The organism is Pedobacter riviphilus (genome assembly GCF_014692875.1).
In the GTDB taxonomy this organism is placed as follows: domain Bacteria; phylum Bacteroidota; class Bacteroidia; order Sphingobacteriales; family Sphingobacteriaceae; genus Pedobacter; species Pedobacter riviphilus.
Genome location: NZ_CP061171.1, coordinates 2,941,132 through 2,962,100, shown reverse-complemented (window position 1 = coordinate 2,962,100; position 20,969 = coordinate 2,941,132). Strand labels below are relative to the sequence as shown.

The 20,969-nt window shown below is 37.4% G+C and carries 29 protein-coding genes and 1 pseudogene; 11 read left to right on the top strand and 19 right to left on the bottom strand.

What is annotated here, in order from left to right:
* Positions 1-26 precede the first annotated feature (26 nt).
* The 4 genes from H9N25_RS12185 (at position 27) to H9N25_RS12170 (ending at position 2,976) form a co-directional block, all read left to right on the top strand.
* On the top strand, positions 27-917 hold the full coding sequence (locus tag H9N25_RS12185; RefSeq protein WP_167295013.1) for an SMP-30/gluconolactonase/LRE family protein: 891 nt from the start codon (positions 27-29) through the stop codon (positions 915-917).
* A gap of 500 nt (positions 918-1,417) precedes the next feature.
* Entirely contained in the window at positions 1,418-1,708 is a 291-nt protein-coding gene (locus H9N25_RS12180) for a hypothetical protein (RefSeq protein WP_029277549.1), read from the top strand.
* A 162-nt stretch (positions 1,709-1,870) separates the two neighbouring features.
* A complete protein-coding gene (locus H9N25_RS12175; RefSeq protein WP_025142821.1) occupies positions 1,871-2,059 on the top strand; it encodes a cold-shock protein in 189 nt (62 codons plus the stop codon).
* A 245-nt stretch (positions 2,060-2,304) separates the two neighbouring features.
* A complete protein-coding gene (locus tag H9N25_RS12170) occupies positions 2,305-2,976 on the top strand; it encodes a hypothetical protein (protein ID WP_169502339.1) in 672 nt (223 codons plus the stop codon).
* A gap of 1 nt (position 2,977) precedes the next feature.
* On the opposite strand, the gene H9N25_RS12165 is transcribed toward H9N25_RS12170, so the two are convergent.
* The 14 genes and pseudogenes from H9N25_RS12165 to H9N25_RS12110 form a co-directional block, all read right to left on the bottom strand.
* Entirely contained in the window at positions 2,978-3,319 is a 342-nt protein-coding gene (locus H9N25_RS12165) for a hypothetical protein (RefSeq protein ID WP_167295011.1), read from the bottom strand.
* A gap of 115 nt (positions 3,320-3,434) precedes the next feature.
* Positions 3,435-4,343 (bottom strand): bifunctional molybdenum cofactor biosynthesis protein MoaC/MoaB, encoded by a 909-nt coding sequence (gene moaCB / locus H9N25_RS12160; RefSeq protein WP_190326045.1) that lies wholly within the window; start codon positions 4,341-4,343, stop codon positions 3,435-3,437.
* A 1-nt stretch (position 4,344) separates the two neighbouring features.
* A complete protein-coding gene (locus tag H9N25_RS12155) occupies positions 4,345-4,788 on the bottom strand; it encodes a molybdenum cofactor biosynthesis protein MoaE (RefSeq protein ID WP_190326044.1) in 444 nt (147 codons plus the stop codon).
* Between the two features lies 1 nt (position 4,789).
* A complete protein-coding gene (locus tag H9N25_RS24625) occupies positions 4,790-5,134 on the bottom strand; it encodes a rhodanese-like domain-containing protein (RefSeq protein ID WP_407947455.1) in 345 nt (114 codons plus the stop codon).
* Between the two features lie 111 nt (positions 5,135-5,245).
* Positions 5,246-5,895: pseudogene (locus H9N25_RS24620) on the bottom strand (HesA/MoeB/ThiF family protein); the annotation flags it as partial.
* A 5-nt stretch (positions 5,896-5,900) separates the two neighbouring features.
* Positions 5,901-6,134 (bottom strand): MoaD/ThiS family protein, encoded by a 234-nt coding sequence (locus tag H9N25_RS12145; RefSeq protein WP_167295007.1) that lies wholly within the window; start codon positions 6,132-6,134, stop codon positions 5,901-5,903.
* A 4-nt stretch (positions 6,135-6,138) separates the two neighbouring features.
* Positions 6,139-6,636, bottom strand: coding sequence for a molybdopterin-binding protein (locus tag H9N25_RS12140; protein WP_190326043.1), 498 nt, complete (start codon positions 6,634-6,636; stop codon positions 6,139-6,141).
* Position 6,637: 1 nt separating this feature from the next.
* A complete protein-coding gene (locus H9N25_RS12135; RefSeq protein ID WP_190326042.1) occupies positions 6,638-7,378 on the bottom strand; it encodes a sulfite exporter TauE/SafE family protein in 741 nt (246 codons plus the stop codon).
* 3 nt (positions 7,379-7,381) lie between these two features.
* Positions 7,382-8,560 carry a molybdopterin molybdotransferase MoeA gene (locus H9N25_RS12130; protein ID WP_190326041.1) on the bottom strand — a complete coding sequence of 393 codons (1,179 nt, stop codon included), beginning with the start codon at positions 8,558-8,560 and terminating at the stop codon, positions 7,382-7,384.
* A 7-nt stretch (positions 8,561-8,567) separates the two neighbouring features.
* Positions 8,568-9,548: a GTP 3',8-cyclase MoaA gene (gene moaA / locus H9N25_RS12125; protein ID WP_190326040.1), complete on the bottom strand. Its 981-nt coding sequence runs from the start codon at positions 9,546-9,548 to the stop codon at positions 8,568-8,570.
* Entirely contained in the window at positions 9,545-10,135 is a 591-nt protein-coding gene (locus H9N25_RS12120) for a nucleotidyltransferase family protein (RefSeq protein ID WP_190326039.1), read from the bottom strand. The genes moaA and H9N25_RS12120 overlap by 4 nt, the downstream gene beginning before the upstream one ends.
* A 16-nt stretch (positions 10,136-10,151) precedes the next feature.
* Positions 10,152-10,601 (bottom strand): XdhC family protein, encoded by a 450-nt coding sequence (locus H9N25_RS24615; RefSeq protein ID WP_255524451.1) that lies wholly within the window; start codon positions 10,599-10,601, stop codon positions 10,152-10,154.
* 41 nt (positions 10,602-10,642) lie between these two features.
* A complete protein-coding gene (locus tag H9N25_RS24610) occupies positions 10,643-11,254 on the bottom strand; it encodes an XdhC family protein (protein WP_223833362.1) in 612 nt (203 codons plus the stop codon).
* A gap of 172 nt (positions 11,255-11,426) precedes the next feature.
* Entirely contained in the window at positions 11,427-11,657 is a 231-nt protein-coding gene (locus H9N25_RS12110) for a hypothetical protein (protein WP_167295000.1), read from the bottom strand.
* 191 nt (positions 11,658-11,848) lie between these two features.
* On the opposite strand from H9N25_RS12110, the gene H9N25_RS12105 reads away from it, so the two are divergent.
* The 5 genes from H9N25_RS12105 to H9N25_RS12085 all read left to right on the top strand — a co-directional run bounded on the left by H9N25_RS12105 (position 11,849) and on the right by H9N25_RS12085 (position 14,621).
* Positions 11,849-12,439 (top strand): sigma-70 family RNA polymerase sigma factor, encoded by a 591-nt coding sequence (locus H9N25_RS12105; protein ID WP_190326038.1) that lies wholly within the window; start codon positions 11,849-11,851, stop codon positions 12,437-12,439.
* 1 nt (position 12,440) lies between these two features.
* Complete coding sequence (locus H9N25_RS12100; protein WP_190326037.1) at positions 12,441-12,707, top strand: zf-HC2 domain-containing protein; 267 nt, start codon at positions 12,441-12,443, stop codon at positions 12,705-12,707.
* Between the two features lie 57 nt (positions 12,708-12,764).
* Positions 12,765-13,346, top strand: a complete 582-nt coding sequence (locus H9N25_RS12095) for a peroxiredoxin family protein (RefSeq protein WP_190326036.1) — start codon at positions 12,765-12,767, stop codon at positions 13,344-13,346.
* Positions 13,347-13,603: 257 nt separating this feature from the next.
* A complete protein-coding gene (locus H9N25_RS12090) occupies positions 13,604-13,996 on the top strand; it encodes a hypothetical protein (RefSeq protein ID WP_190326035.1) in 393 nt (130 codons plus the stop codon).
* Between the two features lie 7 nt (positions 13,997-14,003).
* Positions 14,004-14,621 carry a glycine-rich domain-containing protein gene (locus H9N25_RS12085; protein WP_167294995.1) on the top strand — a complete coding sequence of 206 codons (618 nt, stop codon included), beginning with the start codon at positions 14,004-14,006 and terminating at the stop codon, positions 14,619-14,621.
* Positions 14,622-14,719: 98 nt separating this feature from the next.
* Here H9N25_RS12085 and H9N25_RS12080 read toward each other — a convergent pair whose 3' ends face one another.
* Positions 14,720-15,691: a Gfo/Idh/MocA family protein gene (locus tag H9N25_RS12080; RefSeq protein ID WP_190326034.1), complete on the bottom strand. Its 972-nt coding sequence runs from the start codon at positions 15,689-15,691 to the stop codon at positions 14,720-14,722.
* A 279-nt stretch (positions 15,692-15,970) separates the two neighbouring features.
* Between H9N25_RS12080 and H9N25_RS12075 the strand changes: the two genes are divergently transcribed.
* A complete protein-coding gene (locus H9N25_RS12075; protein ID WP_167294993.1) occupies positions 15,971-16,168 on the top strand; it encodes a hypothetical protein in 198 nt (65 codons plus the stop codon).
* Between the two features lie 59 nt (positions 16,169-16,227).
* On the opposite strand, the gene H9N25_RS12070 is transcribed toward H9N25_RS12075, so the two are convergent.
* From H9N25_RS12070 to H9N25_RS12060, 3 genes are all read right to left on the bottom strand, one after another.
* Complete coding sequence (locus H9N25_RS12070; RefSeq protein WP_190326033.1) at positions 16,228-17,181, bottom strand: alpha/beta hydrolase; 954 nt, start codon at positions 17,179-17,181, stop codon at positions 16,228-16,230.
* Positions 17,182-17,315: 134 nt separating this feature from the next.
* The gene (locus H9N25_RS12065) at positions 17,316-18,845 is read right to left on the bottom strand and encodes an ArnT family glycosyltransferase (RefSeq protein ID WP_190326032.1); all 1,530 of its coding nucleotides are present in this window, start codon (positions 18,843-18,845) and stop codon (positions 17,316-17,318) included.
* A complete protein-coding gene (locus H9N25_RS12060) occupies positions 18,846-19,529 on the bottom strand; it encodes a phosphatase PAP2 family protein (protein ID WP_190326031.1) in 684 nt (227 codons plus the stop codon). It lies immediately after the preceding gene.
* Positions 19,530-19,782: 253 nt separating this feature from the next.
* Between H9N25_RS12060 and H9N25_RS12055 the strand changes: the two genes are divergently transcribed.
* The gene (locus H9N25_RS12055) at positions 19,783-20,013 is read left to right on the top strand and encodes a hypothetical protein (RefSeq protein WP_167294989.1); all 231 of its coding nucleotides are present in this window, start codon (positions 19,783-19,785) and stop codon (positions 20,011-20,013) included.
* A gap of 200 nt (positions 20,014-20,213) precedes the next feature.
* Here H9N25_RS12055 and H9N25_RS12050 read toward each other — a convergent pair whose 3' ends face one another.
* Positions 20,214-20,471: a helix-turn-helix domain-containing protein gene (locus tag H9N25_RS12050; protein ID WP_167294987.1), complete on the bottom strand. Its 258-nt coding sequence runs from the start codon at positions 20,469-20,471 to the stop codon at positions 20,214-20,216.
* Positions 20,472-20,969 lie beyond the last annotated feature (498 nt).

Genomic DNA, 20,969 nt, shown 5'->3' with positions numbered 1-20,969 from the left:
CTATCAGGTTTTTTTAAAAAATAAAAATGAAAAAATATTTCGTCTTTTTTGCCTTCATAGCCTTAAGCACCATTTCATTTGCACAAAGTGCAGGAAAAAACCTTTTTGTCCAGGATAGTTTAAAGTTGATTTCGTCGCAGTTTAAGTTTACTGAAGGTGCATCTGTTGATAAACAGGGAAACGTTTTTTTTACTGATCAACCTAACGATAAGATCTGGAAATACGACATTGATGGTAATTTGAGTTTATATATGGATAAATCGGGTAGGGCAAACGGAACTTATTTTGATAAGAAAGGAAACTTGATTGTGTGTGCCGACGAACATAACCAGATCTGGTCTATCGATAAAAACAAGAAGATAAAAGTGCTCTTCAGCGATTATGAAGGTAAAAAGGTAAATGGTCCGAACGATATCTGGTTGGATGCTAAAGGTGGAATATATTTTACCGATCCTTATTATCAGCGCGATTACTGGAGTAGAAAAGCACCGGAGATTCAAGGCCAAAAGGTATACTATCTGCCAAAAGGGAAAAAAGAAGCTGTTATCGTTGCTAATGATGTGATTAAACCTAATGGTATTGTAGGTACTCCAGATGGTAAATTTTTGTATGTGGCCGATATGGATGCGAATAAAACTTATCGTTATCGTATTGGTACCGATGCCAAATTAGCAGACAGACAACTTATTCTTAACCAGCATTCTGACGGGATGACTTTAGATAGTGAGGGAAATATTTATGTAACCGGAAAAGGGGTGAATATTTACAAACCAACAGGCGAACAAATCGGTCATATTGAAGTGCCTGAACAGTGGTGTGGTAATGTTTGTTTTGGTGGAAAAGATAAAAACTTGCTTTTTATTACGGCTTCAAAATCGCTGTATGTTATTCCTACTAATGCAAAGGGAGTAGAGTAATAATGTATTATAGTCGTTTAAATGGCATATTTAGCTGAAAAAATAAAGATGAATTAAGCCAAAAAAAAAATCTGTTCAGTTTATTCAACCCCAAAAAATATAAAAAGCATTAATTAGTTTTGAAATTCCTACTTATAGGGATAGACGACTATGAAAAAGCCCTCTCAGGATTGAAGGGCTTTTTTAATTTCATCTATTGTCTAGTTTTGAAAGGGAGTAACAAAGTATTTTATACATACAATCCCATTTTAATAAATCTGTGTTTGAATAACCCTATGACAGAACTTTTGCCCGTTCATAGTCCAATTATCAAAACAGCTTTCATATTTACCGGAGCATTTAGAGAAATCTTTCTTGTATTTAAGCCTCTGAAAAAAGTTTAGGCTAGCGAATCACAGGAGTTGAATTTTAATATCCAGAATTGTATAGGTCCTGTTACAATTAACCTAATTTGGAATAATTTTTTAAATTAGCATATATTAAAAAAACCTGATAAGCTTATGGAAAATCTAAAAGAAGAAACCAAAATCAAAGCTTTCCTCACCAGGATAAAAACAGAGTGGCCAGGAGTGGTAGAACGCTTTGAGTTTAAAACAGGCAGTGTAATTTACGTTCATTTAAAGGAGGGCATATCGAGCATGGATTTTCTCGGTAAACTTTCCAGACAGGTAGAACGTTTTGTCGATTTTAGTATGCCTATTATCTTGTATCATATTGAAAGTGATGGCATGAATTTAAGGTCGCACCCAATTAATTGGTATTCTTCTATTACGCAGGGAAAATCTTTTTAACCCGCAAACATTCACGGTTAAAAGCTTAGACTGTAAAATAGCAGCAATAATTTTTACAGTTGTAAATCTTTTTGTGCATAATTAGCAATTTTGTTTGCCAGTAATTTTGGTTTTTGGGTTTTAATCCTATTTTTGGTTTTTAATTTAAAAACATCCAGTATAATGAAAAACGGAACAGTAAAATTTTTTAACTCAGAAAAAGGCTTTGGCTTTATTAAAGAAGAAAGCGGATCTGAGATTTTTGTGCATGCATCAGGCCTGATTGACGAAATCAGAGAAAATGATACAGTTGAATATGAAGTTCAAGAAGGCAAAAAAGGCCTTAATGCAGTGAAAGTAAGAGTTGTTTAATTCTTCCCCAAAAGATTTTGAGCAGGATTTAGTCCTGCTTTTTTTTTGCACGGATACTTTATTACACTATCGAACTTAGGGATACGATTTACTGAACAAAAAGGTTGAAAAAATTTCCTGCTCATTTCTAGTTGATTACCATTCTGATCAACTTAACTCACTATCTATATCGTTGTTTTTTGAATTGGATTTTTATTTTTGCCAATGTCGATCTACTCGGCCGGAACCAAACAAATTAAATATTTTTGCAACTTTCTATTTTTTCAATTCAGGAACCTGTTATAAACAATAAACCGCTAGATCGGGGTACTTTTATGGCTGCGGCACAGTTTGTAATGGCACTTAATTTTGCAGGCGAATTTGAGCTTTTAAGTTTATCAGCTATGAATACACAAGCTGGCACTGCAAAAAAGGGCGGATTAGTATTTGTACGTAATGGAAAGTTGAAAATGCATCCCGAAATCTACGATCATCTGGCGTTAATATCGATATCTTCCATTTGTGCAGGCAGTGTTTATTTCTATGGTCGTGATAAAATTGCTGCAGAAATTGTAAATCTGCCCTACAGTGATGGCCTTTTAAACCTGGAGGGCGCCGAAGATGATTACATGGCTTTTAAACGTTTGTGCAGCCCTGTATCGCGTTTCTTTTTACTACTGGCTAAAAAAGTGCAATGGTCTGCAATTCTATCTGCCTTTAGGTTTTTTATGATGGAAGGTATTTGGAATGTGGTTAATTTTGTAGCCCAGGCACTGCACCAGGCTGATGCTGATGTACTCGCCTGTGCACAACTTTTAGAAAGTATGCAAAAACAAGAATGGTACCCTGGTTTTTGTCAGTCGCTTCAGGATTTTCATGCCTCCCGTTATCCTCTAAATAAAGTTGGTTTAGAATCAGAACTGCCAGAGATGGCTTAAATTATTTCAGATAATTTTCTAATAAAACACTTATTTCATCTCCAATAGCTCTATTGCCCATATTATTGAGTTTTTGTTGCGAAGAATTGTGCTTTTCGATGTATGTAGCCTCTGTTTTATTAAATTTAAGATAACCCTGTTCAAAATAGCGTTCTTCAATTTCGGTAGAAGAATCCATCGATCTGAACCATAATTTAATCAAAGAGCCTGTAATTTTATCAAAGTAAAGCCAGTGGTAGGTCGCTTCTGCATCAGCATTCTCGGGCAAACCAAGACGTTGAATTTCTAGAATAGCAGTATCAGAATTCTGGAAAAAGTATAAAATCTTATATTTAGACGACATGCCGCAAAAGTAGGACTTAATTTTTTATCACAAAAAATATTTTTGCTGTTTAGATTTAATATTGTTGATCTTGATCTATGCCCCGGATTTTCAATCTGGTTAATAAAGTCTAGGATCAATGTTTTTCCCCTTTAATAACCTTAAACAAATGTAAAACCTGTGGGAAAAGCGCATCCATACTTTCTTCTGCACCACCTTTCGAGCCTGGGAAAGTAAGCACCAATGTCTCACCAATAAAACCTGCTACACCACGCGAAAGCATAGCATAAGGCATGCGTTCCTGGCCATAACGGCGGGCGGCTTCCATAATCCCTTCAATGTTCCTGTCAATTAAAGGCGCAATGGCTTCAGGAGTTACATCGCGTGGTGAAAGGCCGGTTCCTCCTGTAAAAATGATCAGATGATAGCCGCTTTTACTTAACTCACTGGCTTTATTCCGGATGATATTGATTTCGTCGGGTACGATTTCATATTTCTCAGCATTGATTTCCCATTGGGTGAGCCTCGAAATAATTGCTTTGCCAGCGCTATCCTGTGCTTTATTTTCGAAAATAGAGTCTGAACAGACTACTACTGCAGCTTTTATTTCAGGGAATTTCGCATTTTTAAGGTCAGATTTTCCTCCCGATTTTTTTAATAACCTGATATTTTCGATTTCGACTCCCTTGTCAATTGGTTTTAACATATCGTACATGGTTAAGGCCGTAACCGAGGCACCATGCATCGCTTCAACTTCTACACCTGTTTTGTAAATGGTATGTACTTCAACATTAATAATGATGGTTAAACCCACAATTTCGTAAGTAATAGCAGTGTATTCAATCGGAAGCGGATGACAATCCGGAATCACGTCGCTTGTTTTTTTTACGCCGAATAATCCTGCTGCACGGGCAAATTCAAATACATCACCTTTGGGAATTTTGCGTTGCTCAACGGCATCAATGGTTTCCTGTTTCGATACCTTTACAGTAGCGGTTGCAATGGCAATCCTTAAGGTATTGGATTTTTTTGTGATGTTTACCATATTAAATATTTTCTTTCCACTGGTGGGTTTCGTCTTCGAATATTTCTTTTCCCCAGATCGGTAATTCAGCTTTTAATCGGTCTACTACTTCACTACAGGCTGCTATTGCAGGTTTGCGGTGTGCCGATGAAGTAAAAACGAAGAGGCAGATCTCGCCTGCTTTAACCCTGCCTAAGCTATGATAAATGTGCATACAGTTTAATGGATATTTTTGGAAAATATCTTCCCTGATCTGATGCATTTTTTCAAGCGCGAGGTCTTCGTATGCGGTATAATCAATTGCTGCAACAAATTTGCCGTTAATTTCATCTTTTCTCACCTGGCCCATAAAAATACTATGGCCACCAATAGCTGTTTTGCTATTGTGCTTGGCAATGCTATCGGCTATAAAAGCAGGTGCTATTGAACCATCAACAAATATGTTTTTAACTTTTTTTTCGCTCATGTTAGGGTTTGAGAAAATGATCTCTCCATTTTACAATACCACCTTTTAAACTGTAAATCTTTTTGGCATCACCGTATTTTTCCTGCATGGCCTCTGCTGCTGCTACACTTCTGATTCCATGCTGGCAGATTAAAACCACATGTTTTTGGTAAAACTCTTTGCTCATAAAAGCGCCAAACTCCGACATTGGGACCTGTGTAAAGATTTGTTTATCCAATATCGGTACTTCGTGCCTTTCACGTACATCGATTAAAATTGTCGATTCTAACTGTTGAAGTTTAACCAGTTCGCTGGCATCAATTTCTATATACCCCTGTGGTCCTTCGCTGGTATCCTGATAATCCATATTTAAAAATTCATCAACATTTTTAGGCAGGATATAACCGCCTCCGTGACTGATATTGATGGTGTATTGTTCTTGTGTGAGTAAATTATAACTTAATATTTTATTGGTTAACGGCTGCCCAATTTTGGCAATCAGTTTGATGGTTTCTGCGGCTGCCATGGTACCCAATATACCTGGTAATACACCTAAAATACCATTTTCGGCACAATTGGCTATTTCTCCTTTATCGGGGGAATGGGGAAGATATCGCGGTAATTGGTGCTGGGAGTAAAATGATCTGGAGCGTTAAATATGGCTAACTGCCCCTCAAAACCCGAAACTGCGGCAAATATAAGTGGTTTGTTAAGCAGTGCACAGGCATCGTTAATCAGGTATCTGGATTCGAAATTGTCTGTACCATCTAATATGTAATCATATCTGGATAGAATATCGAGGATATTGTTTTTCTGCAAACGGATTGGATGACGGATAATACCGATCTGGGTATTCATTTCCTGCAGGCGCTTTGCCGCAATCTCTACTTTCGGCTTTCCGATATCGGCTGTAGTAAAAAGAATTTGTCTATGTAAATTGGATAATGAAATGGTATCATCATCAACAATGCCAATATGGCCAATGCCAGCAGCAGCCAGGTATTGCAGCGCAGGACAGCCCAAACCTCCAGCGCCAATAACAAGTACCTTTGCCCTTAAAAGCTTTTGTTGTGCTTCCTCCCCAAACCCTTTAAGGATAATCTGCCTATTGTATCGCTCTGCACTCATATTGCTTAACCACCAGAAAAAGGTGGCATTATGGCTATTGTAGCCTGGTTTAAAATTTCCGTATTCTGTTGAACAATATTTTTATTCAAGGCAAGTTTGTATTTCATACCTTTTAAGGCTGGAAATCGATCTTCGAGGTATTGTTTAAATGTATCGGTATCGCGAATGCCTGCAATATCAACCTTTTGATTCTTGATGAATTCGGTAATTTGGCCAAAACTGATTATTTCGATTTCCATGGTGCTAATTTACCTGTAAGATGCTGATTTTACTCAATCCTTTTACAAATCTTCTTCCTGTAGCGAAATCGCTGGGTGTAATAATGGCGATATTCCCTTTTTCAGTCTTGACTGGATCGGTATCATAATTACTTAAAACCATCAGTTGGTTTCCGGTTGGTGAATTAAAAATTTCGTTCCACGAATACACTACTTTATAGTTATCAGTTGCGGTAAAAACAAGGTAGTATTCGCTAAGTGTTTTTGGTGAAACAGCGTCTATTTCTACTTTGGCCAAAATATCTTTTAAAAGCACACCTTTAATGTTTTTGATACTGTTTTTACGTTGCATCAAATGGTTAAAAATCGTCATACTATCCAAATTAACGGATTTATAAGTACTTAAATTGTCTAGAGTGATTGTTAATGGCTTTTTAACCTTCCCTTCGATTATAAATTGCTTGCTTTCTTGGGCATTTGCTACAAAACTTAAAAATAATACGGCGATGAAAAGGTATTTCATATTACGCATGTGTAAATAGTAATTTATAAGCAGCTAGTGCCAATACACATGCCAGAACATTTTTTAAAACGGTTTGCGGGAATTTTAAAGCGCCAAAATAAGCGCCGCAAATGCCACCAACAAAAGCTACCCCAACATAAGCGAGCATGTGGCTGTTAAATTGGAAGCCTTTAATCAGCTGGCCGCCTAAACCAGCAACTGAGTTAACAAAGATGAACGCTGCACTAATTGCCGCCGTCTGCTTTTGATCTGTCCACTTTAACAATAATAGGACAGGGGAAAGGATAATTCCGCCCCCAATGCCGATCATGCCCGAAAGCAAACCGATAATTCCGCCAATAGTAAGTGATAAAGGAATATTTGATGGTTTGAAATCTTTAGGATCGGTATTTTTAAAGAAGAAAAAACGGATGACCGGGATGAGTAAAAGCAACCCTAAAATCTTTTTATAAATGGAACTTTCAATAACCATCATACCGCCCACAAAAGAGAGTGGTATAGAGGCAACGGCAAAAGGCCAAAAGGTTTTCCACTTAAAGTGGCCACCGCGATAAAACTGGATAAAGGAAGTGGAAGAAACAAACAGATTAAGCAATAATGCCGTAGGCTTCATGATGGCGGGCGAAACAGCAAAAATAGCCATTAATGCAAGATAGCCGCTTGCTCCGCCATGCCCTACTGAAGCATATAAAAAAGCAACAATAAAAAGTAAACAGTAAAAGAGTATAAAACTTTCTTGCATGGTTTAGTTTGGTAAAATCATTACAGTTAGGATGTCACTTTTATTAAAGTGTTCTTGTATTTCATCGAGGCAGATGAGGCAATTGGCCTGTGCAAAGGAGCTTAATCGGTAAGATTCTTGCGCACTGAGCGGGGTGACCAGTCCATTTTCATATTTGCCTTTTAGGAAATGTGTTAGTCCCGCAGGCTTGGAATAGGGATGTGTAAGCGCTGCCTGAACCTCAATAACACTATTGTTTTGATGTGATAAGGATTTTATGGATGGTAATACGTAATTATAATAACAGCTGAGTACAGATGAAGGGTTGCCTGGAAGTCCGAATATTAGCTTCTGATCTTTTGTGCCAAAGTACAAAGGTTTACCTGGTTTCTGTTTCACTTTATGAAAAATCTGTTTGATGCCGCAATGTGAGGCTGCTTCAATTACGAAATCATAATCGCCAACACTTACACCTCCTGTCAACAGAACAACATCGCTGTTTGCTGTTGCATTTAGTAGTACGTTTTTTAAGATCCCGAGATCATCGTCAGCTTCATAAACGGCAACCTGTTCAATCCCTTCAAGTTTTAAAGCAGCAGAAAGAGAATAGGAATTCGATTCATAAACCTGTCCAAATTCAAGAGGCTTACCCGGTTGCTGTAATTCTTTTCCCGTTACAATAATCGAAATTTTTGGCATGGGATAAACGCTAACTTCGTTAATGCCAATCCCTGCCAGAAAGCCAATAGCGGCAGGACTAAGAAAATCCCCCTTTTCCATAGCCAATGCGCTAGCTTTTATCTCCGAACCCTTATCGCGTACATTTAAGCCAGGTTTTAAATTGGGATCCTGTAAGGTGATTTTTCCATCTATCCTTGTAATTTTTTCCTGCATCACTACGGTGTCGGCACCTTTGGGCAGCGGAGCACCTGTAAATATTCTACTGGTTTCGCCCTTTTGGATTGTAATGTTAGTTGCTGTTCCAGCAGCCATTTCGCCAACCACGCTGAGCTCTTGTTCGCGATCTTCAAACTTTAACGCATAGCCATCCATTGCTGACTGGCTAAATGCGGGAATATCATATTTTGCATAAACATCGGCTGCAAGAATGAGCCCTGATGCTTTTGCCAAGTCAATAGAAATGGGATTTAATGCTTTTATATGTTGAGAAATGAGGTGTTTTGCTTCTTTTACGCTGATCATGAAAATTTTATCCTCCAATGGTAATCATACTTCTGTTTTGAATAGTAGTTGCATCAATTTTTTCGAAATCACCCGCCAACTGCCCGCCTAATGCTTTCTTTTTGCTCCATATAGTCGCTTGGATTAACGGAAGCACATCTTCATTTTTCCGCAATGCAGTAAGCAGATCGGTTTCGCTATCCGAAAACAGGCAGTTTTTGAGTTTGCCATCTGCGGTTAGGCGCATGCGGTTACAGGTATCGCAAAAAGGATTGGTCATGGTGCTGATAATGGCAAACGAACCTTCGTGACCAGGGATCATGAAACTTTTGGCCGTATCGTGCGGTTCTCCTTTAACAGGTAATACGGTGAAATCTTTTTCAACCACGGATAGGATTTCATCTAAAGAAAACATTTTATTGCTCGTCCATTTATTACCGCTAAAGGGCATGAACTCAATAAACCTGATCTGGATGGGGTTGTGTTTGGTCCAACTGATGAAATCGTTAATTTCGTTGTCGTTAAGGCCTTTCATCACCACCATATTTACTTTCACCCTTATTTTATGCTGCAAAAGCAGTTCGATATTGCTGCGTACCTGATGGAAAACATCCCTTCGGGTAATCATAAAGAACTTCTCAGGCTGTAATGTATCCAGACTAATGTTAATGGTTTTAATACCTGCTTCTTTTAATACAGGCAACATTTCTGCAATGCGGGTTCCGTTTGTGGTAATTACAAGCTCAACCGGAAGTTTACCCAATGCCGCAATAATTTGAGCAGCATCTTTTCTCACCAATGGTTCACCGCCCGTAAGCCTGATTTTTTTTACGCCATTGGCTACAAAAACTTCTGCCAGCTTAATAATTTCTTCGGTTTGCATGAGCCGGGAAGCAGGGGTGAAGTCGTATTCTTCTTCGGGCATGCAATAAAAGCAGCGAAAATTGCAGTTATCTGTAAGTGATATCCGTAGGTAATCGTGTACTCTTCCAAAAGAATCTGCTATCATTGCTGGCTAATTAAATTATTGTAATCTGTTTCTGTATCAATATCAATTCCTCCATGCTCGAAAGCTACTGTTTCCAGATCCTGCGGATACTGCTTTAATATGCTTTTTGCCCCTTCGCTCCCTTTAAGCGATAAAAGTGCTTCAAAGTAGTCTTTTTTGAAGAGAACAGGAGTTCCAATCGTTTCATTATATGCACTGGCAATGATATTTTTGCCTGTTTCTTTCTGCTTTTCGATTAAGTTATTAAAGTTACTCATTTTTATAAAAGGCTGGTCAGCTATAGCAATAATGATGCTTTCAATTTCACTATTTTTTTTAACCAAGGTTGAAAGTCCGGCAACAATACTTGAGGCCATTCCATTTTTCCAGCTTTCATTAATAACGAAGTTAATCTGGTCATGCTGATGTTGGCCGGCTATTTCTTTCGCATATGCACCTAAAACAACAATAACAGGTTTGCAATTTGTTTCTAAAGCTTCATTTATTATCGTTTTTAAGAGTGTTTTTCCTTTGTAGTCCAAAAGCTGTTTTGGTCTTCCTAAACGTGAAGAGTTGCCTGCTGCCAATATGATGATGCCCGTTTTCAATTGCTTAATTATTTTTTTATTCGTAAACGTGGATCGGTTTTTTCTTCTCTTTTAAGAATATAGCCGATGCCCCGGTAAAAACGGATTTAATCTCTGCGAGGATAGAAATGGCAATTTCTTCTGCGGTTTCTGCGCCAATATCAAGCCCTATGGGCCCGTGCACTCGTGTTTCGTTTATTGGGGTTGCTAAATCCAGTTCATCTAACATTCTGATTAGCTTTTTCTTAGGCCCTAGTGTGCCAATATATGGTGCATTTGTACCCAATAGATATTTAAGTAGTTCGAGATCGTAGCTGTAATTATGTGTCATCAGTACAAAAGCTGTTTGCCCATCTATCTGAATTTGTGGTAACACATTTTCGGCTTTACTCACTAAAACCTTGGTTGCATTTGGAAAACGTTGAAGTGTGGCGTGGGCAGGCCTTCCATCTATCACAGTTACTTCCCAGCCTAAAAGGTAAGCCATTTCTGCCAAAGGCTGTGCATCATTGCCCGCACCTGCTATAATTAATGAAATTGGAGGTTGGATAAACTCCAGAAAGGCATCAATCTGTTGACTGCCGAGTTCATAGACCTTAAATGTTGCAGTTTATTTTCAGAAACTTTTTGGATATCCTTAATTGCTTCATCACTGATTGATTTTGGGATTTTAGATAGGATAGGTTTATTTCTAAAAAGCATGCTCGTGCCCAATTGCAACTTATCCGCTAACGAAAAAAGTGTAACCAATACAGCGTTTTCCCTTTTGCTTTGTAAAGCGGTTAAAATAGCGATGGGGTTTAAGTCGTCCGTTTCTATAATGGGTTCGAACAGAATGTGTACAATGCCATTGCAGCCCAACTGTACACCAAATTTGGCATCATCTTCGTCTGTAGTATCGTAAGTAATGAGTTTGTTTTCTTGCTGTACTATTGCCGAAAGTGCTTTCCGTAAGGCATCGCCTTCTAAACAACCGCCGCTAATGGCTCCTGTTAATTGGCCATCTTCAGTAATCAGCATCCTGGCACCTGGCCTGCGATAAGAAGAACCTTCTACCTTAACTACTGTTGCGAGGGCTGTTTTTTTCTTTTCTTTCGTTGCCTTTTGATATGCCTTTATGATATCGGTAATTTCTTTCATTAGGGATTGATGCAATAGATGATGCAATTTAACGATAATCTATTACAAAATGGTCAAAAGAACGCCGTAAGATATGCCTTATGGAAGCAATCCCAATAACGAGGCTGCAACAATTAAACCTGAAGGAGTTTTTAAGCAGCAGAATCCATACTCTTTTTAAAGAAAAATAGGTTTAAAAAGGCGCTGAATGAAAAATTTCGAGGTTAATACAGCGCAAACCAATGCTGTTAAAGAGCTCGGTAATTTCTTTTGTCCAATCTCTTGGCGAATCTACCCGAAGGATTTTATCAGAATCCCATAAATCGATATTCCATTTAATTTCTTTGAAACGGCTGTTCAGCAATGGGCTGATTACGTTTAATTCGCTATCCGTGGATACATTTGTTTTGAAAACGGCTATCATAATAAAATGTTTTTAGGTTTGTTATCAAGAGTAGACGTACAACTTTAGAAATTACTTTAAATCAGGATGATTTTTTTTAGACCAATCAGTTAAACAAGCACCTCTAAAAAAAATAAAATAATTTGTAAGGTTATTTCATCTCGTACAACCAATAAATTAAGGAGTATATTTAAATAAGATAATACCAAAATATGCAAAACGAAACGGATAAGGAATATGCAGTCAAGAGCCATTATTCAGACCCACTAAGCTGGGTTGAAAAATATGCCGATTACCTCTATGGCTTTGCCATGTCGAGATTAAGGGATGAAGATGTGGCCAAAGATCTGGTGCAGGATACCTTTTTGGCAGGTTTGCAGCGATTAGATGGTTTTGAGGGCAATAGTAAGGAAAAAACATGGTTAACAGCCATCCTTAAAAACAAGATTGCCGATTTTTACCGAAAACAATCTGCTATTAATTTAAAGATAATAAATGTAGAAGATGAACGGCAGGATTTTTTTGATGCGGAATCAGGACATTGGACTGAAAAAGACTATCCGAGAGCATTTGGCTTGGAGGTAGGCAATCCTTTGATGATGAAAGAGCTGAGTAGCATATTGAATGAATGTTTGGCCAAACTTCCCGGATTATGGTTCTCGGTATTCTCGATGAAACACATGGATGATCTGGCCTCCGAGCTAATCTGTAACGAACTTAAACTCACTGCGGCTAATTTCTGGGTAATTATGCACCGCACAAAACTTAACCTGAGGGCCTGCCTTCAAAAAAAATGGAACTGATATGACGAGTGCGCTGAGAAATATAATCTATAACTGTAAACAAGCTACTTTTTTGATCGAAAAAAGAATTGCCGGAAAAATTACCGCTGCCGAAACACTACAATTGCATATACACCTGGCAGGCTGTTCGGTATGCAAAATTTATCAGCGGCAGAGTATATTGATTAATAAGTTGTTTGTAGGTTTTGAAAACGGCGATTTTAAACTGGATAAAGCCTTTAAAAAAACATTAACGGAGAAGATTGAAAAAGAAATCAATAAAAATTAATTTAGCTGTAAGGTTAATACTGCTGATTCGACTAAGAAGAAAAAACATAAAGACAACATGAAAAGGATTATCTTATTTACAGCGTTAGCTGTTGTATTATCGCTGCAAACAAAAGCACAAAAAGGTTTAAAGGAGGGTGATAAAGCGCCTATGTTTAGCGGAGTTGACCAAAACGGTAAAACCGTGAGTTTGAAAAGTGCAGTTAAAGCGCACCGTTCTGTTGTACTGTTTTTTTATCGCGGTCAATGGTGCCCATACTGTAATAAACACATTAAAGAGCTGCAAGATTCTTTAAACTTATTAAGTGGAAAAGATGCTTACGTGATCGGCGTTACACCCGAAACGAAAGAAAACATTGATAAAACCATAAAAAAAACAAATGCTGGCTTTTCTATCCTTCAGGATAAAGACGATGAGATTATGAAGGCCTACAATGTTAATTTTGTTATGGATGAAGCTACCTTTACCAAATACAAGGGCTATGGTATAAATTTAGAAGATAACAATGGGAATACCCGACATACTTTACCCGTTCCTGCAACTTACATTATCGATCGTTCAGGGAAAATTAAATATGTTCATTTCGACCCAAACTATCAAAAAAGAGCCTCGGTAAAACTTTTGCTTTCTAAACTTTAGGCTGTTAATAATAGCAATCGATTGGCTTTCAGCTTCTACAAATTTAAGCTGTGGCAACAAGAATGGTTGTTTTTGTTTTAGCATTGATCGATCAATGCTAAGACTTTTAGCGCTAAAATTCAGCTTTTTATCTGTTATTTTCTTATCTTCAGATTTTGAGGCTTATGGTAAAAGATGAAATGATTTTGTATAAAAAGGCTTGGGACCCTGGAAATTGTTCTTGTACGGCCACCTTGTTTTTATTTTCATTTATTGTTATGGTTATTATTTCCTTTTTTTCGGAAGATAAAAGGAACTTATCTATCTCCCTTTATGCTTCTGCTATACTAACTTTTATATTAGTAACCGTAAGGGTAGTGGGTTATTGGGCTCAGCGTGAAGAAAAAACAGTGCTATTAATGGTTTGTGAAGAAGGACTTCATTACTATGAGCATGCTGCCCTTATCCAATGGAAGGTTATAACCGATATACAGATTGTTAACCGTGAACTTTCGGTTTCTTTTGGCCCCTCACCTGCATTGGATTTTACATTAAATTTATTGGACACTAACCTACAGGAAAGGTTCGACGATTTCTGCCAGTTGCTTAACAGGTATTATTATCCCAAAACCGTTTATATCTATGAATCTTCAGTTTCTTGTGGCTGCTAAATAGTTGATGATGAAACCTGAATATATCACGATATTACCTGATGAAAGAGAGGTAAATTATGCAGACGATCCTTTGTGGCAACGAATTTATGCCTATTCGCCAGATAATGAAGATTTTGCAATCCCTTTTTCACGCAAATTAGCAGTTACCGAGGGGTGGACAAGGCGGTTCACTTTATTGGCGATAGCAGAGTATAAGCGTTTTGTATATCTCTGTTGCATATCGCAGAACGGGGCATCGCCTTCTGTTGTGGTTGATAAGGTATGGCATATGCACCTGCTATATACGGTAGAGTACTGGGAAAAATTCTGCCCATTGGTTTTGGGTCGGAATTTACATCATTATCCCAATGTGGGTGGGATTGTAGAATACAATAAACATCAGGATTGGTATTTGGAAACATTAAAACTTTATCTGTTTATTTTCAAAGAAAATCCTCCTCCTGATTTTTGGAGAATACCTAAGAATATTTTACCATATTTATTAGATAAGAAAGATGCCACCTCTTCACAAAACTGTAAGAAATCGTTTTACAATAGAATTATAGGCATCATAATACGTAGATTTCAGTTTCTCAATAATTTTAGGATTATGACAGATAAAGAGCGAAAAAAAATAGTATAAACTGACTTTAAGCCATTTATATCGCATAAACTAAAAACAAGAAGTACCCTTTTATATCTAACATGGTTCAATTAAAATGATCCTTCGTCGAATTATTCTTACTTCCGCGTAAAATCATCCATTAACTTCATGGTTATTAGTGCATCTTCACCACTGCATGGATTTTCTCCTTTACCTAAAAAATAATTAACTACTTTTTCAATCATAGGTTGTTGTACATGCTGTAAAGGCTCAAATATAAATTCTTCTGTTTCATTGGCAGTAACCGTAATTTTGTTGCCAAACATAGGGAAATTGATTTGACCTTTTGAACCATAAATTACACAAACATCAGCCAGATCTTGTGTTGCTACAGAGAAACACCAGCTACCAGTGAAAACAACTCCGTTTTGGAACAGGATATTACCCACAACCAGATCATCCACCTCGGTGTTTTCCTGCTGCCTGGTGGCAATGCCCATCGCATTTTTCACAGCGCCGAAATAATAAGTCATCAGGTCTAATTGATGCGGAGCCAGATCATGGAATAAACCACCACCAGAAATGGCCGGATTGATCCGCCAATTATCGGCTGTTTTTGCAATAAGCGTGGGGTTCGGCGATTGGAGCATTTTTAAACGGACTAAACGGATATCGCCAATGGTATGTGTAGCCAATAGTTCTTTAACTTTCAAAAACATGGGTTGAGCCCGGCGGTAATGAGCTACGCAAAGCTTCACATTTAATTTGTTGGCGGCATCAGTCATGCGTTGAGCAGCTTTGGCATCTAAAGTCATGGGTTTTTCTACATATACTGGCTTGCCGGCTTTTAAAGCCTCAATAGTGTAAGCTTCGTGCTGTAGGGGTGGTGTAGCAATGTAAATGGCATTCACCTCCGGGTCGTTAATTAGTTGAGAAGCATTATCATACCATTTAGGCACTTGGTGTCGCCTGGCATAGTCAGCAGCTTTCTTTGCATCGCGGCGCATTACAGCAACAAGTTTGGAGTTGTTTACCTTATTAAAAGCTGGTCCACTTTTTACTTCAGTCACATCTCCGCATCCAATAATGCCCCATCTGATTTCTTCCATTGTATAATCGATTTGAAAGGCTGAATTTAGAAAATATTGGCTGGAAACTATGCTCAATAGATAGAAAGCTTCGTAAAAAAGAAAAGGGATTCACTTTGGGAGTGATCCCTAATCAACTAACCAAACAAACTATTCCGGAAACCACGCCGGAATCAATTTATAAACGAAAGAATTAGGAGATTGTTTTAATGAGTTTGTCTATTTGGTGTATTTTTTTTAAAAAAAGAAAAATAAGAGCTTTATCTGAAATTATAACCTCCCTTTTTTTAGCTTTGTAGCATGCAAAATCTTTCCAAGAAGCTTCAGATTGATCTTATAGAACTTAAGGCAAAATATGCTTTTATTATGGATGAGCTTGAAGTAACATTTGCAGATGCTTATCTTTCTAAATTGCAAGCTAAACAACGCCTGGCCGAGCAGATGATGATAGAAATGGAAAAGATACTGACCGGGGAGGCCGGAGAACATGAAAACTAATCTGTTAAGATAAAGAGATAGTTTTTGATATTGACCTTAAGATAAAGAAGCACGCTACGCTACCTCTTTTTTAAAGCAGGTGGTATGCTAAAAGTAGGTTTTTTGTCGGCATCTTTAAAGTCTACTTCCATAAAGTAGCGTTTTTGTTTAATGATGTAATTTTCTATAAACCACAAAATATCTGGCAGGTTTTCAACCATCGGTGAACCAGCTATCTCGTGCCCCATATTTTGCACATACTGAAAGTAATAAGGGTACCCGTTTTTACTGAAAGTGCGTGCAAGATACTTGGAGCCAAAAAAGCCCCTGTTAAGTAATCTCACTTTGTTATAGGGTACAAGTTTATCGGCTGTACCATGGAAAAGCATGGTAGGTGCTGGAGTTATGGCATATTTGGGGGCGCCATGATAACTTAATATTGCGCCGGCAAAAGAAATTACGCCTTTGTATTGAAAATGCGGTGGAAGTTTAGCCGATAACGCTGTCGCATTTCGCTTGTTATAATCGGCATGTAGTGCCGTAATAGCACCCGCACTTGATCCTGATAGGATGATCATAGCCGTATCGATACCGAGTTCTTTTGCGTTTTTGATCAGATAAGCTGTCGCGTCGAAAACATCTGCAGTAGCGGTATCAATAGCTGCCTTTAAATTAGAAGTATTAAATGGGCTGGGGAATTTCTTGCCCTTAAGACCTAGTCGATAGTCAACTGAAACTACTTTATAGTCATGCGCTATTAAAGCGTTAAAGTATTGATCAAATAACTTGCTGTCTCTGCGCCCCATTACAAAACCTCCGCCAAATACAAAAAGTACTGTTGGCTTAGTTTCTGTTATTTTGCCACTGTAATAAATATCTAATTTCAGTGCGCCTGAATCGGTTTGCGAAAATATTTTAGTGTCTACATGAAATTTTTTATCATGGAGTACAATCTGCCCTACTGAAGATAGAGAACTGAATAAAAGCGTCAGGAACAGTATGCTTAGCGGATATACTTTGTTATTGGGTATCATCTAAATTTTTAGGAAGAGGTTCGCTAATTGCCAAATCAGATTGACTTTAATTTCTATGCTAATTTATTGCATTTTCAGCTCTGGTGCAATTAGATTTTAAACATTAATATTAGTTCGTTATAGTTGCAATTGTACTATCTTTTATAGCCATTTAACCTAAATAATAAGATGTTTTTGCAAATAACACCGTTTCTGAAAACAGGTGCAATAATTGGTGGTTTGCAATTTTTAAATTGAGATTTGATAAAATTTATACTGTTTTCATCGTAAAGATTAGAAGGGACAATGTAATATGCGTTGTCGCCAACAGATAATTTCTGTTTGTTTTGGTTCGACCAATAATACTGGTGAAGATCGAATATTTCTCCAAGGCCATAGGTTTGCAGACCAGTTCTGATGCAAACATAAAAATCTAAATGTGCTGCAGGAAACCACTTTGTAATCACAATAGTTCTGACTGTCTTATTCCTTTGCGATAATTTATTATCTGCATGGTAAACAGAGTCAACTATTCTTCCAGTCTCTTTCCAGCCGTATAAATCTAAGGTGGGATCGCCCGTGCCTAAATGCATGGGGTCTTTTTGCGGTGAAAGTGTGCCCTTGTAAAAATTAATTGCGATAAGACCTGCACTTACTACGAACAAGAAAAACAGCATACTAGCAGCAATAATGGCTTTTACTTTTGATAAGGTAAAAGACTCCAGTTTCAATGCCGAGAGAAATATTAAACAGCTATAGGCTGGGCCAGACCAATGCGGCAATGTATCTCTAAAAATGGAAAGAAAAACCAGCGTAGCAATAAGTGGTAGCGCACAATATAATAGCAGCTGTATTTCGCTTTTAAGATGGTGTTTGGTTTTGATGAAGCTAAAAACTGCAATCCATGCCAGAAAAAAAACAATAGGATTGTTGTAAAATATTTGGCCGCTGATTTCTCTGGCGAAAGCCAATGGATTTATGCCAGCATGGAACAGGCTAACCCGGTTACTGTGATAGGTATAGGTGATGAAATGATGCTGGATATTCCAGATGATGAATGGAGATACCATAATTAAACTAATTAAGGCAGAAAAATACATGCCTTTTTGCGCCATCAATTTTCTATTGCTAAACAGAGCGAACAGTACAACGGCCACCCACAGGTAGACACCATGAATTTTACACATCATACAAAGACCTGTTGCCACCCCGAACCAGCACCAGAGACTTAATGTGGGTAAACCCTGGTGAACAGATTTGGTAATTTTAAGCAGCAAAAAGATACTCCACAACCAGAAAACCATTTGAGGGCCATCTGGCAAAATAAATGTCCCCGCAATAATGCTGCAGTAAAAAGACGAAGAATAAAGCAAAACAGCCCACCAGCCAACACGGTTATTAAGGAGTAATTTACCTATTTTATATACAATTATTGTACCTATTGTGGATGATATTATGGCACCTAGCCGAACCGCTAATTCGTTGTGGATATATAAATTTGCAGTTGTTGTTCTAATTAACCACGCCACAAATGGAGGGTGATCAAAATAACTCCATTCCAGATTTAAAGCATATGTCCAATAATATACCTCGTCGTTTCCAAGGGCAATTGTTGAGGCTATGATCACTTTGATCACAGTCATAACCATTATAAAAAGCCAAAGTTTAACAGGTATTTCTTTCACTTAAATGGGGTTAGCCTGATTGGTAATTTTAAGCTGTTTATATCTTCTGTTTAGCTTAGCCGATCTGAAAAGTTGAAGATCGTATACTTGATGATAGCTCACCACTGCGCAGATTATACCGGTTATTGCACCAAAAAATACATCAATAAGAAAATGTTGTGCCAGGTATATGCGTGAATAACCGATTAAAAATGCGAAAAATAAACAATAAGGAGAGATTTTCTTTTTCCTGAAAACCAAAACCAATACTGTGGCCAAGGCAAAAGCAGATGCGGTATGACCTGAAGGAAAAGAATTTTGATCATGCATTTTTACCCCATCAACAAAATGAGTATACTGAAATAAAGTTTGCTCGAAAAAATATTTCGGCCGTGGCATGTGGAATATCCTTTTTGCGATCTGGATAAGCAGTCCCGAATAAATATAAGCAAGAGCCACAGTAATTGCTTTTTTCTTTTTCCGAAATGCTAGCAGAATAGCCGCAGCCAGAATGCTGATTAAGCCATCTCCGAGATTAGTAACATACTTAAAAAAAATATCCAGCCAGGTTGGATGAAACCAGTTAAAAATGAGGAAGCCATCTATTTTAGAAAAGCTAAAATTAAAGATGAGTGCCAACAGAAGTATTGACATTGCAGTAAAGAAATAGTAATTGAGTTCAGTCAATCTTTTTATCGTGCGCATGTCCAGGTTTTACGGCAAAACTATTGGCTGTATATCACCTGAAAGTTAAGGTAACGTCATGTTTATGTCATGCGGCTAGATTTAGAATTAATTATCGATCTGTATGTTGATTGAAATAACCTCAATTATCAATGCAAGGGAAGTGATTACAGGAAAGAAAGTGCTTGTTAACATTTCTTAATAAGTTAATATGAAAATGCTGATAAGTTAAAACGATTTGTCTTGCTTTGTGGCAAAAGATTAATAATTGATTATGCAAAACAGTCAGGCAAAGATTAGCCCAGATCTACAGCAATTTATTGATAAGTTTGAGCCCAGCAAATTTAAACTAATGTCTGGGGGAATTGAAATTAGGGGAATAAACGATATGCAAAGAAATATTGCTCAAGCCAAAGCAATCATCGAAAGATTAAAACTTCGCCTAATTGTTTCGCATAATGCGGAAATGCTTAGCTATCGCGGTTTTGAAGTAAATAACCTTTAAGCCACGAAAAACGAGAGCGTGTTAAAGGAAAACTTTGATTAATTATTTTGATACTAGTTTCGGATACTCTTTAGTATGCTATCAAGATCGTTTTTCCCGCTTTGGTGATTTTATTTTAATAGTTAGCGTTGCGTAATTTGCTATTTCCTCCTTTGATGGCTCATATCTTCATATTTGCTACTATATTGTGAAGACTTATACTATTCCAGCCCAGCGCTAAAGTCTATTCCAAAATTAAAATCAAGAAGTGCTGTTGGATGGATTTTTAAACCTATTGCCAATCTCATTATTGTAATAAAACTTGGGCTGGTTTCTCCATTTTCATATTTAATAATATCTCCGGTATTAACTCCACTTCTCTTATAAAATTCACGATAAGAAAGTTTCTGTTTCTCCTTTAACGATTTTAAATGCTGACCGAATTTTTTCAGGACTATTTTTTCTTTCTCACTAATCATTTCATTGCTAATAAAAATATAATTGGCAATGTCTTTTATATTTTATTTTAAATCGTCATGCAATTACTTGACATTTGGCTTTTTTTATCTATATTTACCTAATAAAAAAATAAAACCAGTAAAGGTAAAATTAAGAGTCTTGCAACCTCAAATCTCACGCCGTTGGAGCAGGACAGCAGATTTTATCCCATTTCTTATAGCGGAATTGCTACCTTTAGCTTTCCAAAATAAGAGTGGGCTTCTGCTGTAATTCCATTTCAACGTAAGGCGTGAGAAACATTATGAGGTTATGGTTTGGGAAGCCCACTTTTCTCTCTCCGTCAAGACCCATAACATAAGATTATCTGTTTGCTTTTAGTCAATTTATAAGCAAACGCCAGTTCTATAGGATGGATCTCTTCTGCATTCATTAATAAAAGAACCAGTCTGATTTCTGTTTTTTATTACGCCTAAAATCTCTCCTGAATAAACAATTATTAAAATAATCATCCTTTGGGA

Coding starts and splice junctions, on each gene's coding strand:
- H9N25_RS12110 (WP_167295000.1), bottom strand. CDS start 11,657: ATGATAGCCGTTTTCAAAACAAATGTATCCACGGATAGCGAATTAAAC.
- H9N25_RS12140 (WP_190326043.1), bottom strand. CDS start 6,636: ATGAAATACCTTTTCATCGCCGTATTATTTTTAAGTTTTGTAGCAAAT.
- H9N25_RS12075 (WP_167294993.1), top strand. CDS start 15,971: ATGCAAAATCTTTCCAAGAAGCTTCAGATTGATCTTATAGAACTTAAG.
- H9N25_RS12095 (WP_190326036.1), top strand. CDS start 12,765: ATGAAAAGGATTATCTTATTTACAGCGTTAGCTGTTGTATTATCGCTG.
- moaCB (WP_190326045.1), bottom strand. CDS start 4,343: ATGGTAAACATCACAAAAAAATCCAATACCTTAAGGATTGCCATTGCA.
- H9N25_RS12090 (WP_190326035.1), top strand. CDS start 13,604: ATGGTTATTATTTCCTTTTTTTCGGAAGATAAAAGGAACTTATCTATC.
- H9N25_RS12050 (WP_167294987.1), bottom strand. CDS start 20,471: ATGATTAGTGAGAAAGAAAAAATAGTCCTGAAAAAATTCGGTCAGCAT.
- H9N25_RS12105 (WP_190326038.1), top strand. CDS start 11,849: ATGCAAAACGAAACGGATAAGGAATATGCAGTCAAGAGCCATTATTCA.
- H9N25_RS12060 (WP_190326031.1), bottom strand. CDS start 19,529: ATGCGCACGATAAAAAGATTGACTGAACTCAATTACTATTTCTTTACT.
- H9N25_RS24615 (WP_255524451.1), bottom strand. CDS start 10,601: ATGGCTTACCTTTTAGGCTGGGAAGTAACTGTGATAGATGGAAGGCCT.
- H9N25_RS12070 (WP_190326033.1), bottom strand. CDS start 17,181: ATGATACCCAATAACAAAGTATATCCGCTAAGCATACTGTTCCTGACG.
- H9N25_RS12175 (WP_025142821.1), top strand. CDS start 1,871: ATGAAAAACGGAACAGTAAAATTTTTTAACTCAGAAAAAGGCTTTGGC.
- H9N25_RS24610 (WP_223833362.1), bottom strand. CDS start 11,254: ATGAAAGAAATTACCGATATCATAAAGGCATATCAAAAGGCAACGAAA.
- H9N25_RS12180 (WP_029277549.1), top strand. CDS start 1,418: ATGGAAAATCTAAAAGAAGAAACCAAAATCAAAGCTTTCCTCACCAGG.
- H9N25_RS12100 (WP_190326037.1), top strand. CDS start 12,441: ATGACGAGTGCGCTGAGAAATATAATCTATAACTGTAAACAAGCTACT.
- H9N25_RS12130 (WP_190326041.1), bottom strand. CDS start 8,560: ATGATCAGCGTAAAAGAAGCAAAACACCTCATTTCTCAACATATAAAA.
- H9N25_RS12155 (WP_190326044.1), bottom strand. CDS start 4,788: ATGAGCGAAAAAAAAGTTAAAAACATATTTGTTGATGGTTCAATAGCA.
- H9N25_RS12085 (WP_167294995.1), top strand. CDS start 14,004: ATGATGAAACCTGAATATATCACGATATTACCTGATGAAAGAGAGGTA.
- H9N25_RS12080 (WP_190326034.1), bottom strand. CDS start 15,691: ATGGAAGAAATCAGATGGGGCATTATTGGATGCGGAGATGTGACTGAA.
- moaA (WP_190326040.1), bottom strand. CDS start 9,548: ATGATAGCAGATTCTTTTGGAAGAGTACACGATTACCTACGGATATCA.
- H9N25_RS12185 (WP_167295013.1), top strand. CDS start 27: ATGAAAAAATATTTCGTCTTTTTTGCCTTCATAGCCTTAAGCACCATT.
- H9N25_RS12055 (WP_167294989.1), top strand. CDS start 19,783: ATGCAAAACAGTCAGGCAAAGATTAGCCCAGATCTACAGCAATTTATT.
- H9N25_RS12135 (WP_190326042.1), bottom strand. CDS start 7,378: ATGCAAGAAAGTTTTATACTCTTTTACTGTTTACTTTTTATTGTTGCT.
- H9N25_RS24625 (WP_407947455.1), bottom strand. CDS start 5,134: ATGGATTATCAGGATACCAGCGAAGGACCACAGGGGTATATAGAAATT.
- H9N25_RS12165 (WP_167295011.1), bottom strand. CDS start 3,319: ATGTCGTCTAAATATAAGATTTTATACTTTTTCCAGAATTCTGATACT.
- H9N25_RS12145 (WP_167295007.1), bottom strand. CDS start 6,134: ATGGAAATCGAAATAATCAGTTTTGGCCAAATTACCGAATTCATCAAG.